The 15,544-nt window shown below is 51.8% G+C and carries 16 protein-coding genes; 4 read left to right on the top strand and 12 right to left on the bottom strand.

The annotated features are described in order from the left end of the window. Nucleotides 1-13: 13 nt before the first annotated feature. From GF617_RS19785 to GF617_RS19730, 12 genes are all read right to left on the bottom strand, one after another. Nucleotides 14-1,651 (bottom strand): PP2C family serine/threonine-protein phosphatase, encoded by a 1,638-nt coding sequence (locus GF617_RS19785; protein WP_000081059.1) that lies wholly within the window; start codon nt 1,649-1,651, stop codon nt 14-16. After that, on the bottom strand, nt 1,651-2,691 hold the full coding sequence (locus GF617_RS19780; protein ID WP_001253656.1) for a TerY-C metal binding domain-containing protein: 1,041 nt from the start codon (nt 2,689-2,691) through the stop codon (nt 1,651-1,653). Before GF617_RS19780 ends, GF617_RS19785 begins: the two co-directional genes overlap by 1 nt. Before the next feature lie 84 nt (nt 2,692-2,775). Beyond that, nucleotides 2,776-3,414, bottom strand: a complete 639-nt coding sequence (locus GF617_RS19775) for a VWA domain-containing protein (protein ID WP_001253658.1) — start codon at nt 3,412-3,414, stop codon at nt 2,776-2,778. Continuing rightward, entirely contained in the window at nt 3,414-4,055 is a 642-nt protein-coding gene (locus GF617_RS19770) for a TerD family protein (RefSeq protein ID WP_000116681.1), read from the bottom strand. Before GF617_RS19770 ends, GF617_RS19775 begins: the two co-directional genes overlap by 1 nt. Nucleotides 4,056-4,077: 22 nt before the next feature. Continuing rightward, entirely contained in the window at nt 4,078-4,716 is a 639-nt protein-coding gene (locus GF617_RS19765; RefSeq protein ID WP_001253657.1) for a VWA domain-containing protein, read from the bottom strand. A 462-nt stretch (nt 4,717-5,178) separates the two neighbouring features. Then, entirely contained in the window at nt 5,179-5,646 is a 468-nt protein-coding gene (gene terW / locus GF617_RS19760; protein WP_001176767.1) for a tellurium resistance protein TerW, read from the bottom strand. A gap of 17 nt (nt 5,647-5,663) precedes the next feature. Further along, a complete protein-coding gene (locus tag GF617_RS19755) occupies nt 5,664-6,872 on the bottom strand; it encodes a DUF4236 domain-containing protein (RefSeq protein WP_011152964.1) in 1,209 nt (402 codons plus the stop codon). A gap of 10 nt (nt 6,873-6,882) precedes the next feature. Beyond that, a complete protein-coding gene (locus GF617_RS19750) occupies nt 6,883-7,839 on the bottom strand; it encodes an HpcH/HpaI aldolase/citrate lyase family protein (RefSeq protein WP_011152965.1) in 957 nt (318 codons plus the stop codon). Then, nucleotides 7,839-8,918, bottom strand: a complete 1,080-nt coding sequence (locus GF617_RS19745) for a cysteine protease StiP family protein (protein ID WP_001585166.1) — start codon at nt 8,916-8,918, stop codon at nt 7,839-7,841. The genes GF617_RS19750 and GF617_RS19745 overlap by 1 nt, the downstream gene beginning before the upstream one ends. Nucleotide 8,919: 1 nt before the next feature. Next, nucleotides 8,920-9,693 carry a hypothetical protein gene (locus GF617_RS19740; RefSeq protein WP_001040058.1) on the bottom strand — a complete coding sequence of 258 codons (774 nt, stop codon included), beginning with the start codon at nt 9,691-9,693 and terminating at the stop codon, nt 8,920-8,922. Beyond that, nucleotides 9,686-10,828 carry a phosphoribosyltransferase domain-containing protein gene (locus tag GF617_RS19735; RefSeq protein ID WP_001280115.1) on the bottom strand — a complete coding sequence of 381 codons (1,143 nt, stop codon included), beginning with the start codon at nt 10,826-10,828 and terminating at the stop codon, nt 9,686-9,688. The genes GF617_RS19740 and GF617_RS19735 overlap by 8 nt, the downstream gene beginning before the upstream one ends. Nucleotides 10,829-10,837: 9 nt before the next feature. Then, a complete protein-coding gene (locus GF617_RS19730; protein WP_012695441.1) occupies nt 10,838-11,896 on the bottom strand; it encodes an ATP-grasp domain-containing protein in 1,059 nt (352 codons plus the stop codon). A 320-nt stretch (nt 11,897-12,216) separates the two neighbouring features. On the opposite strand from GF617_RS19730, the gene GF617_RS19725 reads away from it, so the two are divergent. Genes GF617_RS19725 through terC form a run of 4 tightly spaced genes read left to right on the top strand, consistent with a single transcriptional unit; the run spans nt 12,217 to nt 15,496 of the window. Continuing rightward, nucleotides 12,217-12,798, top strand: a complete 582-nt coding sequence (locus GF617_RS19725) for a tellurium resistance-associated protein TerZ (RefSeq protein ID WP_000254137.1) — start codon at nt 12,217-12,219, stop codon at nt 12,796-12,798. Continuing rightward, the gene (locus GF617_RS19720) at nt 12,798-13,955 is read left to right on the top strand and encodes a TerD family protein (protein WP_001054786.1); all 1,158 of its coding nucleotides are present in this window, start codon (nt 12,798-12,800) and stop codon (nt 13,953-13,955) included. Before GF617_RS19725 ends, GF617_RS19720 begins: the two co-directional genes overlap by 1 nt. Nucleotides 13,956-13,977: 22 nt before the next feature. Then, nucleotides 13,978-14,433, top strand: coding sequence for a tellurite resistance TerB family protein (locus tag GF617_RS19715; RefSeq protein WP_000007449.1), 456 nt, complete (start codon nt 13,978-13,980; stop codon nt 14,431-14,433). 22 nt (nt 14,434-14,455) lie between these two features. After that, nucleotides 14,456-15,496: a tellurium resistance membrane protein TerC gene (gene terC / locus GF617_RS19710; protein WP_000255079.1), complete on the top strand. Its 1,041-nt coding sequence runs from the start codon at nt 14,456-14,458 to the stop codon at nt 15,494-15,496. The last annotated feature ends 48 nt before the right edge of the window (nt 15,497-15,544 follow it).

Genomic DNA, 15,544 nt, shown 5'->3' with positions numbered 1-15,544 from the left:
AAAAGCGTATCCCTTACCACAACACCGCAATAGTGCGGTCATCATGGTTCCCTGTGGAGAAAAAGTTAAGCCAGTCGCCTAACCTCTCAGGCGCAATACTGGCGTCTGTAAGGACAGGGTTGAGCTCATCAACGAGACGGGTCCATTTTTCGTCACTGCGAAGCCCATTATCCGTCTCAAACAGAGGGTCTGAGACGCCGTCTGTCATGAGGATCAAGTGAGATACATCATTCCATTTACCCACGCTGATGCGGCCGCTAAACGAGGGGTCTGCGATAATGCTCTGGTCAAGGAAACGGGTTTGTCCTGCGTATTCTCCGCTATCGGGATTTCCCAGTATCCTGACTTTACCGGAAGGGCTGTATGCACCTATCGCACCATCACCAAGCCAGAATGCAGCCGCAAACAGCTCGTTATCAGTTCGTAGCGCTACAGTTGCCAGAAGGGTTGTTGAATAGGATTTCACAGGTTGTTCTGCACAAATGGCTTCGTTCTGGATACTGTTGACCGCGAGCGTAGCTGCCTGTTTAAAATGATGAAGCATGGCGTTTATTGTTGCCTGCTGATCGCTCCCTTCCCACGCCGTGATGTGCTGCTTTAAATGGACGCCTTTCACACCACTGAGCTGATTTAAAAGGTAATCGCCAGCCGTTTTGACTGCAATCCGGGAGCCTTCCCGGGAATTTACCGCACTACCGGCTCCGTCTGCGACCAGCATGACAGACCATCCTGTTTCCTGGCAGTGGTTGATGTAGAAGTCGTCATCTCTGAAGCTTCCGGCATGCTCATGAGAGCGTCCCCGGCGACTGGCGGCAGCAATACGTATATCACCCCTGACCAGGCCAGCAGCGTCCAGATGGGACTTAGGGTAGGGAGCGTCTGCTGGTGGCTCTACCACCTTCCACAGGCTTCTCGGATCGGGATTGATTATAAATAGCTGTTTTGTTTCACATTCGTCGTGCGACGTGCATGACCAGATTACTGAAAGCTCTATATCGCCGCTTTCGGTGGGAGTACCTGTCAGCAACTCCTGTTCTTTGTCAAAAGACAGGCCAATGTTCCGGGGAAAGACAACGTCCCTGACAGTAGCCTGCTGGCCCTCACCCAGAACGATAGCAACCGGCGAAGAGAAACGTTCGCCTGCGCGGGCGTTGGGGATCGTTATTTTAGCTCTCGGGGGAACGGCAGGTGGCACAGCTAAGCTGGCCCGCTGCTGGCCTGTCGGTATCTGCCCGGGTTTTAATACCAGGGAAGACAGGTTTTCGTCTTCCCTCTGTGCTGGTTTATCAAATTCGTAATAAGGCATCAGCTTCCAGAACGGAGGATGAGGCTCATTTTCTGGCAGGGGTTGCAGTGCTGATGTATCGGTAGCGTCAATGCCCGGGTTATCAGCAACACTTACGACCGTTTGTTGCTGATCGGAAAGACTGGATGCTGACGAGGCGGCAATCTCTGCGTCGTTATCACCTTCGCTAACCCGCGCAGATAAACCCTGTGCAAGGCTCTCAATCCGCTCTTTAAGCCGCATAATTTCTTCGGTAAGGGATGGGTCCTGCGATAGAAGTAAAAGCCGCTCACCTTCAACAGGGTGGCCCAGCTCAGACAGAACTAAGCGGATAATCTTCTCTTCAAGTAAAGCATTTTGCGACATCAACCTCTCCCTCTGTTTACGTCGAAGTTAGTGTTTCCGCCATCATTGCTGAATGACAGGCCTGTTTCACACCACGGGCAGATCACGTCATCCGGGCCGTCAATACACAGCAACTTTCCGCATGAGCACAGGGCAAACGCACTGGCATTACCGCAGTGGGGGCAACCCGGTACGCCATGCAGTTCGCTGGTATTTACCTGCAAACCGGTAGCGGTGGCATCTGACCACGCAAAATAGTCCTCATCGATGGGATAGCATCCGGCAATATTAAAGCTGTTCAGGTTCAGACTGAAATCGAGCCCGGAAACCCTTGCTGGTGGCCGTTCATACTTCATCAGGTACGGACGACGGGTCTTGCTGCAACGGCCGGTAAGCGTAACGCAGTTTTCGTCGTACGCTTTTACTGGCTCGTCCTTGGCCAGCCGGACTATGTATTCAGTCTGGCTGAGCTCAGGTTGTTTGTCGTCCCCGACGCTGCGGCTGTGCGCCGTAACCGAGGCCGTGATCCATTTGATGAAGCGGGTAAAGTCCCCTTCCTGAGATTCGGTGAACAGCATGACATTCTCTGTCAGTTGCCGCAGGATATTCAGGTCCGCTGACGGCCCCAGGCCAACGGCAATGAGATTCACTTTACTCGCGTAGTGATCCTTCCAGCGCTTCACTTCTGCGGTTGTGTCGTCAGTCGGACGTCCGTCGGTAAGGAGATACACGACGGGTTTCCAGTCGCCTTTAGCCTCATGAGTGGTTTTTCTGACCTGGGTATCAATTTGCACGGTCAGCTCACGCAATGCAGCTCCAAGGCTCGTACCGCCGCCAACGGGAAGGCGGGGAGGGTAGAACGAGGCAATTTCGTGAAGAGGTACAATCGTACGGGCTACACCGGCAAATGCGATTACCGAGACCCAGGCTGTTTCAAGTGCGTGTGGATCCTTTCTTAAATCTCCGACGATCATTTGCAGACCATCAGTCATTTTTTTCAGGTTTTCACCAATCATGGACTCTGAACAGTCCAGGACAAAAAACACGGGAAGGCGTCTCATAATTTTCCTCGTACGGCTGGTACGGCCAGCAGAAAACGTTGCTGTACAGAAAGGTGCTGCCCGGAAACAGCACCTTTCTGTCTGTCAGAGCACCAGCTGGATTTCTGGTGGAGGAGGGGGAAGGGTATCAGTTCCGTTATTAATCCCCGCGCTTGTGCTGCCGGAAGACACGCTGGCCGATACCCATTTAAAGAAACCTGCAAACGCGGTTGAATCTAGCGTCTCCAGAGACACAACCTTATCGGTGAGCTGTTTTAAGTGCTCATGGCCTGCTTTAGGACCAACGGCGCAGGCAATGATGGATCCGAATCCCCGGCCGCGAATCGCTTTTACCGCTTCACCGTACGCCAGGGCATCAGAAGGGGTTCCATCAGTCATCAGGAATACCAGAGGACGCCAGTCTCCTTTGGTATCACCATCTGAGCGACGTACATCCCGTTCAACACACTGCATCAGACATTCAAGGGCAGCACCGGTGAACGTCCCGCCTGCGCTTGGCACAACGATGTCAGAAAACTGGAAGTCTTCCAGCGGCGTGAGAGGAATGAACTCACGCGCCTCATTGTCATAGGTGATAATGGAGATATGAACGCTTTCGAGGGCGTAGGGATCCTGGCGAAGAGCGCTAAGCATCGCCTGAATTCCAACGTTAACGGAATGGATTGACTCACCGCGCATCGAGCCGGATGTGTCGATAACAAGGTAAACAGGCAGGCGGCGCATCACATGTAATTCCTCAGGTGCGAGACAAACGAATCTGATTCTGAAGGCTCACCAATTGCCCTGAGTTTCCAGCCTGTAGCCTCGCGTATCAGCTCGGCAAAGACCATGGAGCGCTGGCTGGCGAAGGCGGGTCCGCCAGAAAGATCGAATCGTGCCATTTCAATATTACGGGCATCTACTGCCCGGATGAAGGCATTCTGAACTTTACCAAAGTGCTGCTGGAGCTTTTCACCATTGTAGATCTGAACGATGAACACAATTTTCTCGTACTGAGCGTCAAGGGAATTCAGGCGCACAATAATTTGCTCATCGTCACCGTCACCGGCTCCGGTTCGGTTATCGCCCGTCAGCCAGATATTGCCTGACTTATGGCGAAGGCTGTTGAAAAAGATGATATCGCCATTCACAAGCGTTGGTTTACCATTTTCCACATTGCCGAGATCGGTCACCTTTCCGGCTGAATTACACAGGAAAGCGATCACATCAAGGTCGTATTCTTCTTCTTTTTTACCAAAGATCCCGCCGAGAAAACCTTTCTTTTCCTCATTAATATCCCAACCGAGGCCGATAGTAACGGACGAGAGATCGTATTCATTTTTTTTCAGGCTTACGCCCTGGCCTTTGCTCAGACTGACAGACATGATATCCCCTTAATCAATAAAATTATAAGACCACATTTACTTCTGGCGGCGGCGGTGGCAGGTCTTCAAGACCGATCACTTCTTTTTTGCTGGACTCCACTTTCTGACTGCCTACCGAAATGCTCGCACTGACCCATTTAAAGAAAGCTTTAATCGTCGAACTGTCAGCTGTATCGAGCTGAACCACGATTTCAGTGATTTCTTTGAGGACGCTGGTATCGGCATCATGCCCGGCTGCACATGCCACAACAACGCCGGTTCTGGCCGCTTTAAAGTCATTCAGGCCTTTACGCCAGTCATCATTCGGACTTCCATCCGTCATCAGGAATACAAGGGGACGCCAGTCACCTTTAGTGTCAGCCGTCGTTTTCTGTACTTCTTTGGCAATGGAGCTGGCCGTGAGGGAAAGCGCTTCGCCAAGAGACGTGGTGCCGCTGGCTGTTAGTGCTGGCATCTGGAAACTCAGGAGGTCTGTCAGGGGGACTGCCTGTCGGGCTGAAGAATCAAAGGTGATCACTGACACGTGAGCCGTTTCGAGTGCATACGGATCCTGTTTCAGCGTGGTAAGCAGCGTCTGAACGCCATTTTTAACCGCTTCGATAGGCTCTCCGTGCATAGAGCCGGACGTGTCGAGTAGCAGATATACGGGTAAGCGTCTCAAATGTAATTCCTTCTTAAGAGATCGGAAGAGGAGAGTAGTTTCAGGAAGAGGCCAGGGTTTGTTGATTTGATAAAACGGCACGACATCTGTCGGGTGGAGATTAAATACTCAGAAGCGGCATTAAAGAAATAAGTTAACCACCATAGAATTACCGACATGTGAATGGCCTCTTATCAACAGAAAAATAATTCAGACCGGACTGGAATATAAGATTTCTGAAAAAACTCGGACAAATAAACTGTCTTATGTATGAAATTCATCATACATCACAGATCTGCATGAATGGAGTGTAAAACGCCCAAAGATTGATGTGTAGCACAAGAGGATGTCAAGACACCAGGTTTTGTAGTCAGTAAGGCGCTGCTGGCATTGCGGGAGGAGAATAGATCAAAACTACGTCACGCCAATACAGAGGTAAAATATGACAAAACCGGGGTTTTCACCCCGGTCTGAGATTTAGCGTCAGGACTTTTTAGCGCTGTATTCTTTTATCAGTTCGTCAACGGAGTGCAGAGCCAGCTTCTCTACCGCTTCACTTCGGGTCGAGCCACTCAGCGCAGCCAGACGGTCAATTTTTCTTAAGATCCGCATGCGTAGCGATAAGGACACGGCTGTTTTTTTATCCTTATCGAGTACGACCTTCCCTGTAGACTCACCGGTTTTCAGTTCAGCATTCTGTGCGAGCGCTTCATTCATCCGGCGAAGGGTCTTTTTATCCAGCTGGCCCGGATTAACGAGATGGTAGGAATGACCTGCCTTGCTGTATTTGATCTCCGCAGAATATGACTCGCGTAGCTCTTTGAGGGCCCGGGTTAATGTCGGCTCTGAGCATTCCAGACTGGTTATAATGTCGGCAGCGGAAACGGGCTTGCCGGTGCCCAGTAAGTTGGCAAGCTTAAAAATCCGGGCCTGTCTGGTATTTAATTGCATCGTAAGATTTAGCCTGCTTAAAGGGTTAGTGGTTCAATAGGCTGAAAAATGAAGGTACTGCTCATCTTTCGAATAACCGGGTGATCGCCTAACGCTTCAACCGGATCAATGTGTTCTATGCCTGCAAAATTTACTGACGACATCTGGCTGCGAGTGCATTTGCAGGACAGGATATACTCATCCTCCAGATAGCCGGTCCGCTTACTGACCCGTTGCGTAAAGCCTGACACAATCACGTTGTCGAAAGGTAGCGTATGTAAAACGATACCGACCAGGCGGAACAAGCAGCCATGGACGTGGCGGGCATAGTTTTCGCGTACGGCTTTTTGCGTCATGGCTTTTTCCGTCAGCTCCGTGCCCCGGGCATTAACGCCGTAAATCTTATCAGGGAAATCTTCAATCTCAGCTAAATCAACGTCCAGCAGGACTGCTGATAGCTCCGGCTTTACTTCAAATGCAACAATCGTTTCACGCGGCCATTCAGTTTCTGCCAGCACACCCGCCAGGTATGATTCGAAAAACGCGGCGTCTGTCCGGAACTGCTGCCGGGCATCTGCCTGAGCCGTGGCGAGCCGTTTTTCATGTTCTTCTGCTTCAAACTTCCAGTTTGCATACTGTTCGGCCCAGGCCGTCCGTTGTTGCTGGTACCGGTGCTGTCGAAGGGTATTCTCACGCTCCACATCAATCAGCTCCTGCTGCCACCGGCGAAGATTTTCGGCGTGGCGCTCAGCTTTAGCTGATTCCGATTCAAACCATTTACCCAGAAAACTAATGCCTTCGCTCTCGGCAGGCTTTTCCGGCAATGCAAGGTAGTCTGGCTTTTCTGGACGCACCGGTGCCGGAACCTGAAAAGGCGACGTTCTGTTATGCAGGTATACTGCTTCCAGCTCTGCCCAGCTGATGCCTGTTTTTGGATCCGGCGTCAGCTCGTGAATATTACGGATTGCGGTTACCGCTGACATGAGTTCAGCGGCTTCCTGCTCAAGCGCCTGTCTGAGCCCCGGGTCGGTTGCCGTCCGGTTTCCACCTCCGGAACGCGCGGCCCGGTCAAGCCGGGTACGGTAACTCAGCCCGGTACCGGGCAAGCCCAGATTGGCATAGGTCCCCCGGCTACCAAAAGAAACGGAAGCACCTCTCGGCCCGACACTCAGGCTCGGTGCACCGTTACTCAGGTTGAGGCGAACGCCAGGAATAATGTTGATCGACTTTCTGAACCTGAACCCCATTATGATTTCCTTAATGATGCTGGGTCACGGTAAGTAATCTGATTCCATCAGCGCTTTGCTCGTTCTGTAACCCATAAAAACGAGCTCTGTCCAGAATGCCAGCCGCCCAGCGGCGATGTGTGGCGGGTTCACACATTGCTCCCTGCGACTTAAACACGGCCTGGGTAGAGTTCAGGATCCGCAGAGCGTCAGAATACTCACCCTGAGTGACCATCAGCGCGTTTTGAATGACCTCTATCTGACCCGGGTGAATGGCCGTTTTCCCAACAAGCCCATGTGCCATATCAAGAGCCAGCTCTCTGGCCATAACGGCATGATCGTCAATATGCTCACATACGGGCGCGGTCAGGGCAAAATCACGCGGGCCGAAGACTGAAACGAGCATTTTGATGACGTAGCCCATCGGGCTGTCATACAGCGTCAGGTCCCGGGGGCGGCGAAGCGACACAACGTTCATAAGATCGTTGCCGCCGATTCGAAGCGCAATAATGCGGTCGTGGCAGGGATGTTCCACCAGGCGAGTGGCCAGCTCGCGCATCTGAACCACGTCAAAGACGTCTTCTGTTTCCAGCGTTGGCATCATGCACAGGTGAGTCCCGCCCATGATATCCCACCATTCAGCTAACGAACTGAGGGTAAATTTCGGCAACACAAACCCATCGACAGCGGAAAGATCATAATGCGCTTTTAACCATCTGCCCATTTCGGCATGCCGAGGGCGAATGAACACCAGAGGCCAGTCATTTTTACCCAGGCTACGCATGCTGTTACTGAGCTCGTGCAGCAGGTGCTCCAGATTTTTGAGGGCGATGGGGATGTCTGCTTCACTGACAGCATCCTCCAGGCAAATCACCAGAGAGCGCAAACCCGGGATTTTCCCGTGCAGGACGGCATCAGCAATATCTTCCCGTGTTGCAGGCATGTATAGCGTGGCTCCCAGATTCCAGGGAGAAAGACGATTTTTCATCAGAGTACCTTCTTGATAATGGTTACAGCCCGATACTGGCCGAGGGTTCCCCCCATTTCTGTAACAACTATTCCCTTTTCACGAGCAAGCCCTACAAGCAAGGCAACGTCCGGGTCGTCAATAGAACGCACAAATACATGGTCCGGTACCCGACGTAATACAGCCCGGGTTGCTTCAGCAATACCGGGTTTAATACGATTGACGCTGTCCACTTTAAATTCATCGGCCAGGAACGCGATAACGTCGCGACTTGTCTGCCATAAGACCCGGGCTGACTCCATATTCCAGCTCAGGGTAGCGAGGGATGACGGGGTTAACTTCTTACGGAAATGGGCGACGGTATCGACAAGCATCCGGCTGCATTCGAATTCACTGAGATGCTCGCAAACCATGCACCCATGTAATCCTTCAGAGGACCATACTGACCGGGAGATCAGGCCTGATACCGGCGCACCCATGATGCCAAAAGGAATGAGCCAGTCATCATCACTGGCTGCAAGCCAGGAGCAGCCACAGGGATCGGCCAGGACAACCAGTCGCGGCTGCTCAGGATAGCCCGGGCGATCTTTCAGTGCGCGTACAAGCTCTCCGGTAATTGCGCCTTTACCTGTCCATCCGTCAACAAAGACAATACCGCTGGTACCATGGCGCTCTTCAATGACGTCGAGGGCTGCACCGTCAATTCCACGATCCCGGATAATGCTGATACCGTAATGCCATGAGGTTTTCCCCATGTCACGCAGGGCCTGGTGCAGCATAACGCCGAGCGGCACGCCAGCTCTGACGAGACTGGCCAGTACAATGGGCTCATCACCGAAGCGTTCGGCCAGAGCAATAGCGAGCTGTGTGACTTCTTTTGCAAGTCTCTCTGCGCCCCGATCCAGCGCCCGGTGAAACAAATCAAGATGCCATTGTGTTGGCGCTGGCTCCTGACTGAGCATGTCCGAATAATGTTTCTTCCCTGACTGAATCAGCTCTTCTTTTTGCTCAACCGGCGTCATCTCAATGACTACCGGCTTTAGCAGAAATTCCACGTCACCGGGCTGGTATGAGCCGGTAAATGTGTCATGTGGCTGCATTTTAATTTTCTCCAAAAATTCGCTGTGAAATGGCATCTGCAAACTGACTCTGACGCGGGATGCCAAACCAGCTGCACAGTTTCATAAAACGATGATCGCTCAGGCTGTCGCCCAGACCAATTACGGGGAAGACTCCGCGTTCAGCCCGAAGTTTTTCAAGAAGCCATCTGACTGCCAGCCCTTTCTCAACCGCGGTGGGAAGCCAGGCCACGTTATTACTGTTGCGGTGGATGTAGAAGCCCTCGGTCGGAAACACCGTTTCTATCTCATCTGCAATGGCATTGAGCTCGTCAAGGCGGGTGCTGTCGCGGTGCTTCATCACCATATAAACCGCCGTTTCACCGTATTCGAAGTTCAGCCTTGCCCAGGCATTGATCCCTTTTGCGTCCATCATTTCAGTGATCAGACGCTGCATCGATGTCAGCTTTTCCTGATAGGGAGCCAGCTGGCCGAGCATATGGGCCTTCCACTCCTCGTCGGGTTTGCCTTCTGGCGTGAGAATGACGGCCCCGTGAGTGGTGATTGCCCAGGAGTGGAAAGGGATCCGTACGCGGCTGATTTCTTCAGTTCCCCGTGCGGTAACGGGTATGAGTTCAGCCTGCTCCAGGAGCCAGTCCACCAACATGGACTGTTCTTCCGTCATAAAGCTTCGTGGATTCAGGGTGCGATCAACGGCACCGGTACGGAATGGCTCCAGGGCCAGCTCGTCCACCATTTTACGACGGGTCTGAAAGAGCGTGTCGTCAAGGTCGCTCAGAACAACGGGTTTATTCATAGGTAACAATCTCCACGACGGCCGCAACCTCAGCCAGCGCTTTAAGAAGCTGCGTGTCAATACTTTCTGCGGGTGTCTCAGTACACACAAGAATGCGGTCAAACTGCTGGTGGGCGACGTTATAGACAAAATTGGGGATGCCCAGCCCGTAGTTATCCGTAAAGGAAATGGCGGACTCAATGGCATAACCAACGGCGATAGGGGAGCGGGTGGTCGATCCATAAAATGCCTGTGCTCCGGCAGCTTCGAGCCGTTCAGCAAGCAGGAACGGCTCCCAGACGAATTCCCCGGTCCCGAGAACCAGAATACGTTCCCCCTTGTGGACGGAGACCTCATGGCCGAGATCGGCCGCAGGTGCGAGCATCCCCAGTCGGCCCCAGGACTGTTTTCCCTGGATGTCCCATTCTCCTCGTGAAGTTACGTTGACTTTCGGCATGTCCGGGACAGGTGCATCAGGTAATGGGGTCCATCCCCACTTACCGCTTACAAGAGAAACCGAAGTGACTGGTAAGGTGCTGCGCTCGGACAAGGCTTTGCCACTCCAGTCGGTAAGCGTAACGGCTATAACCTGTTCAATATGTTGAAGCTTGCCGGTATTACGCAGGGCTGAAAGCAGGTTAATAAAGGTATTACCGGTGGTTGCCTCGTCATCAATCAAAACCAGCGTTCGTGCGTTGGTAACACGACGTCTTTTCTCTTCATCATCTGGCAGATAGATCAGATGATCGGTGGCGTGGCTGTGTTCTTCCTTGAACTCGCAAAGCAACGTGCCATCAACCGGGTGACGGGTAGAGGTCAGATAGACAGATTCAGGATGCTGGTGGCGCACTTCATCAAATACACCGGCCCCAAGCCCAACGGCGGTTTCAGCCATACCGATAAACAGTACGGGTCCTGTCAGTGTCGAGGGGAACTGGCTGGCAAGCTGTCTGTAGGCCTGCCGCATGACTGAGGGTGGCACGGGAATGTGCCTGCCGAGTACTTTGCTGACAAACAGAAAGGCGCGTTTCGGGTTACGTCTTTCAGCGATGTCAAACAGGTCATCGAGCGAAACTTCACCCTGGTCGCGGGTTACCTGAATCGTACCGCATGAGAGGGTACGGCGATAAATCATATCTTCGAGGATATCAGACATAAATACGCCTTAATTCAGAAGGTTAGAGAGTGATTCCGGGTATGCAATTACATCCGTAATGGATCTCACCGCAACCGGAGAAAAGGTGTTTTTAGCGCTCTGGCGCACCATATCTTCAGACATCAGACCGAGCTTAAAGGCAGCAAATAACCCAGGAAGGTTCACCCCGCTGTGAAGGGTATAACCCACCCCCCCTGACGGACGCATGTTGGTTTCAAGCAGCACCGGGTTGCCATTCACATCGTTTCGCGTCTGAACATTCACCAGCCCGTCGGCCTTCATAACCCTGGCGCAGTCACACGCCAGTTCCCAGGCGCTTCCTTCGTTTACCAGATACTGGATAACCCCTTCCTTACGGCGTCCCACGGCTGCGAGTATTTCGCCCTTATCCGCGAGGATATCGACGGAAAATTCCGGGCCTGGCAGGTACGGCATCAAAACAAGGGGTTTAAACGACTCAGCAGCTGATGCTGCTGCAATATACTGTTGCGGACTGACCAGACGATGTTCGGGATGATTAAAGACGGCCATAGGCGAAGCACTGTCATCAAAGCGCCAGAATCCCATGCCATAGATACCCGTCACCGGCTTCACGCATACCGGGCTGTCAGTGAACGGCGGGGCCGCGAGGTGTGTTTTTAATTCTGCCAGCGTATTCACCCGCCAGGATGGTACGACCGGGAGACCCTTTTGCTCCATAAACTGAGCAAAAGTAACTTTTTCGTCAGCCAGAGTTAACCAGTCGACGCCCGTTGCACCGGTAGTAAGGGTGGCACCGGTCGATTCAATGGCTGAACGGTGTTCTTCAAACCACTGGCTGTTACGGCCAGTATGAATATGGTGGATGCCGTAGGACTGAATGGTTTCCTGGATAAACTGAAGACGTTTTTGAGGATCTTCAGGTTCAGTCAAAGAATAGTCGGCAACGGAAAGGATTTCATTTCTTTCGTTACGGTGGGAGGCAAAAACGGTAATGGCAAAATTATTTTTTTTTGCAAATGATTTTACCCCCTGAATAATATCTCGCTGGGAGGATAAACCTTCCATAAACCAAATTTTCTTGTTCATTTTTTTTAATTATCCGGAACGCCATGCAAATTTATGATTGAGAAGTGAGTCTATGAGTGTCTAAGCTACATGTCAATCATAATATGATTAATAACTCCTGTGGTTATGGAGTGCGTCAGGTTTTTTGGATTCCTGATAACACATTGATATTTAAATTAAACTTAGAAAATTAACACCCTGAAAAGGATTTCTTTTTGTGTTTTTACAGAAAACTACCAAAATTTCCCTTGTCAGAGAACTTCATCATGATATGATTTTCTTCGTCAGTTACTAAATATACCTTTGATTGTCTCGGTCATTACCATTTTAAGGAATAAAACATGGTTTCATTAGTTAAGAACCAGACGGTATCACTCAGCAAAGAATCATCTGCATTAAGCCAGCTTCATTTCGGTCTCGGTTGGGATCCGGTTAAGAAAAAAGGTCTTCTTGGAGGATTGTTTGGAGGCAACGACTCAATCGATCTCGATGCTGGCTGCGTATTAATGGACAGCACCGGTAAAACAATTGACACCATCTGGTTCCGCAAACTGGAATCCACCTGCGGCGCTGTTGTGCACAGTGGCGATAACCTGACCGGTGAAGGTGACGGTGACGATGAGGTGATTAATGTCAACCTCTCCCGACTGCCTGCAAACGTTGAATACCTGGCGTTTACGGTAAACAGCTTCCGTGGTCAGTCGTTCAATGACGTCGAAAACGCGTTCTGCCGCGTTGTCGATCAAACCGGCAAAGAGCTGGCTCGCTACAAGCTGACTGAGCAGGGCTCACATACCGGGATCGTTATTTCTTCGCTGCGCCGTAATAACGGCAACTGGGACTTTACCGCCCTTGGCCATGCCTGTCGCGGCCGCACAATTGACGATATGCACTCCGATATCGTTTCAGCGGTTATTCGCTAATGAACCTGACGCCGGGGGGCAATGCCCCCGTTCCAGCCCAGGAGTTGCGGGTCCGGATCACCTCGGGCGGCCAGGTGGATGCTTCGGCGTTTCGCCTGTATGCCGACGGGAAGGTGCAGGGTGATGCGGACATGGTGTTTTATGGTCAGCCACGTAACGATGATGGTACCGTCAGCCTGGTCAGTGAAGGCCAGTACTCAACCTTTACTGTCGCGCTCAACCGGCTGAAACCTGATGTCCAGAAAATTGCGTTCACCGTGACCTGTGACGGTGGGCAGACGGTGTCCGGTCTTCGTAATCTTTCCATCGACGTGGAGCAAGGGGCTACCGGCCTGGTTAGCGGCAGTGTCGAACTGAGCGGCCGTCAGGAAGCAGCCTTAATTCTGGGTGAATTTTACCGTCGTAATAATGACTGGAAATTCCGCTTCGTTGCGCAGGGGTTCAACGGTGGACTTAAACCGCTGGCAGAGCATTTCGGCGTAAATATTGCCGACGAACCGGCTCCCGCAGCCCCGACTCCTCCGGTTGTAACCCCTCCGCCAGTTGAGACAAAAATCAGCCTGAGCAAGGTATCGCTGACAAAAGAGAAGCCTGCAATCAGCCTGACCAAACGGGATAACTTCGGTGAAATCCGGATCAACCTGAACTGGCACCGGGGCAGCGGCAAATCAGGCTTTGCAGGCATGTTCGGCTCCAAAGGAATCGACCTGGATCTGGGGGCCTTTGTTGAGCTTCAGGACGGGTATAAATCGGTCATTCAGGCGCTCGGTAATGCATTCGGTGATTATCGCGATGAACCGTATGTTCAGCTCAAGGGCGATGACCGGACGGGTGATGTATCAGACGGCGAGTGGCTGCATATCAATGGACGTGAATGGAAGCATATCCGCGAAGTGCTGATTTACGCCTTTATTTATGAAGGTGTTCCCAGCTGGGACAAGACTGATGGTGTGGTCACCATTCATGTGCCGGATCAACCGCCCATTGAGACCCGCCTGACCGAAGGTGAAAACCGTCGCACATTGTGCGCCATTGCCAGACTCGTAAACGAAAACGGCGCAATTAAAGTCGAGCGAATTAACCAGTACTTCAAAGGCCAGGACGAAATGGACCGGGCATTTGGCTGGGGATTTCGCTGGAGCGCCGGTTCTAAATAACACAGCAACAAAGGAAACAGGTATGAGCTTTTTCGACAAAGTTAAAGGTGCCATTAACTCAGGCCGTGACGAACTGACCCGCCAGGTTGGCCGTTTCAAAAACAAAAAATTCATGCAGGGCACCGTTGCTGTATGTGCCCGTATTGCCGTATCGAGTGACGGCGTAAGTTCGGAAGAAAAGCAGAAAATGATGGGCTTTCTGCGCTCTTCAGAAGAGCTGAAGGTCTTCGATACCAATGAGGTGATTGAGTTCTTCAATAAACTGGTTTCAAGCTTCGATTTCGATGTTGAAATCGGCAAGGGCGAAACCATGAAATACATCCTGGCGCTGAAAGATCAGCCTGAGGCCGCTCAGCTGGCCTTACGTGTTGGTATTGCCGTTGCGAAAAGTGACGGTAACTTCGATCAGGACGAGAAACTGGCCTCCCGCGAGATCGCTATCGCGTTGGGCTTCGACCCGGCTGAATTTGGCCTCTGATCCACATCCCTAAGGGTAAAATATGGTTTCCACACACATCGGCTTCCCGACTGAAACGGTCATTGTTTTTATTGCGCTTTCAGTCGGTGCCATCTTTATTGACCTGTTTATGCACCGTGATGACAAGCCTATTTCGCTGAAGAGTGCGGCGCTCTGGTCCGTATTCTGGGTTGTGGTTGCGATGGCATTTGCCGGTTTCCTCTATATCCACCACGGTGCTGAGGTTGCCAGTCTGTTTGTCACGGGTTATGCGCTGGAGAAAGTGCTGTCGGTCGATAACCTGTTCGTCATGATGGCCATCTTCTCCTGGTTCGCCGTTCCGGATCGTTATCGCCACCGTGTTCTCTACTGGGGGATCATTGGTGCCATTGTCTTCAGGGGCATCTTTGTCGCCATCGGTACGAGCCTGCTGAGTCTGGGGCCGTATGTTGAAGTTGTCTTCGCTATTATCGTTGCCTGGACAGCGGTCATGATGCTTAAAAGCGGTGATGACGATGATGAAATTGAGGATTACTCCCAGCATCTGGCTTACCGCATGGTTAAACGCTTCTTCCCTATCTGGCCGAAGCTCAGAGGGCATGCCTTCCTGCTTAACCAGAAGGAAGTGGATGCTGAACTGGCGAAACCAGAAAACAGCGATGTCACCATTGGCCGTGGTAAAAAAGCGGCGCTGTATGCGACCCCGCTGTTCCTGTGTGTGGCTGTGGTTGAACTCTCGGACGTAATGTTCGCGTTTGACTCGGTACCGGCAATCATTGCCGTCAGTCGTGAACCGCTTATCGTCTATAGTGCCATGATGTTTGCTATCCTGGGCCTGCGTACTCTGTACTTTGTCCTTGAGGCACTGAAACAGTACCTGGTTCATCTGGAGAAGGCCGTTATCGTGCTGCTGTTCTTCATCGCGGCAAAACTCGGCCTGAATGCGACCGATCACATCTGGCATCATGGTTACAGCATCGCGGCAACAACCAGCCTGTATGTTGTACTGGGTGTACTGGCGCTGGGCATTCTCGCAAGCGTCATGTTCCCGGGCAAACCTGAATCTGAGGAAAAGGGGAGTTAATCCCCTTAAGTGTTAACCTGAACAATTACTAATCGAAGAGGTTATTTT

The organism is Lelliottia sp. RWM.1 (genome assembly GCF_016859735.1).
In the GTDB taxonomy this organism is placed as follows: Bacteria; Pseudomonadota; Gammaproteobacteria; order Enterobacterales; family Enterobacteriaceae; genus Enterobacter.
Note: the sequence above shows the minus strand (reverse complement) of the source record. Positions and strands in the feature narration are given on the sequence as shown.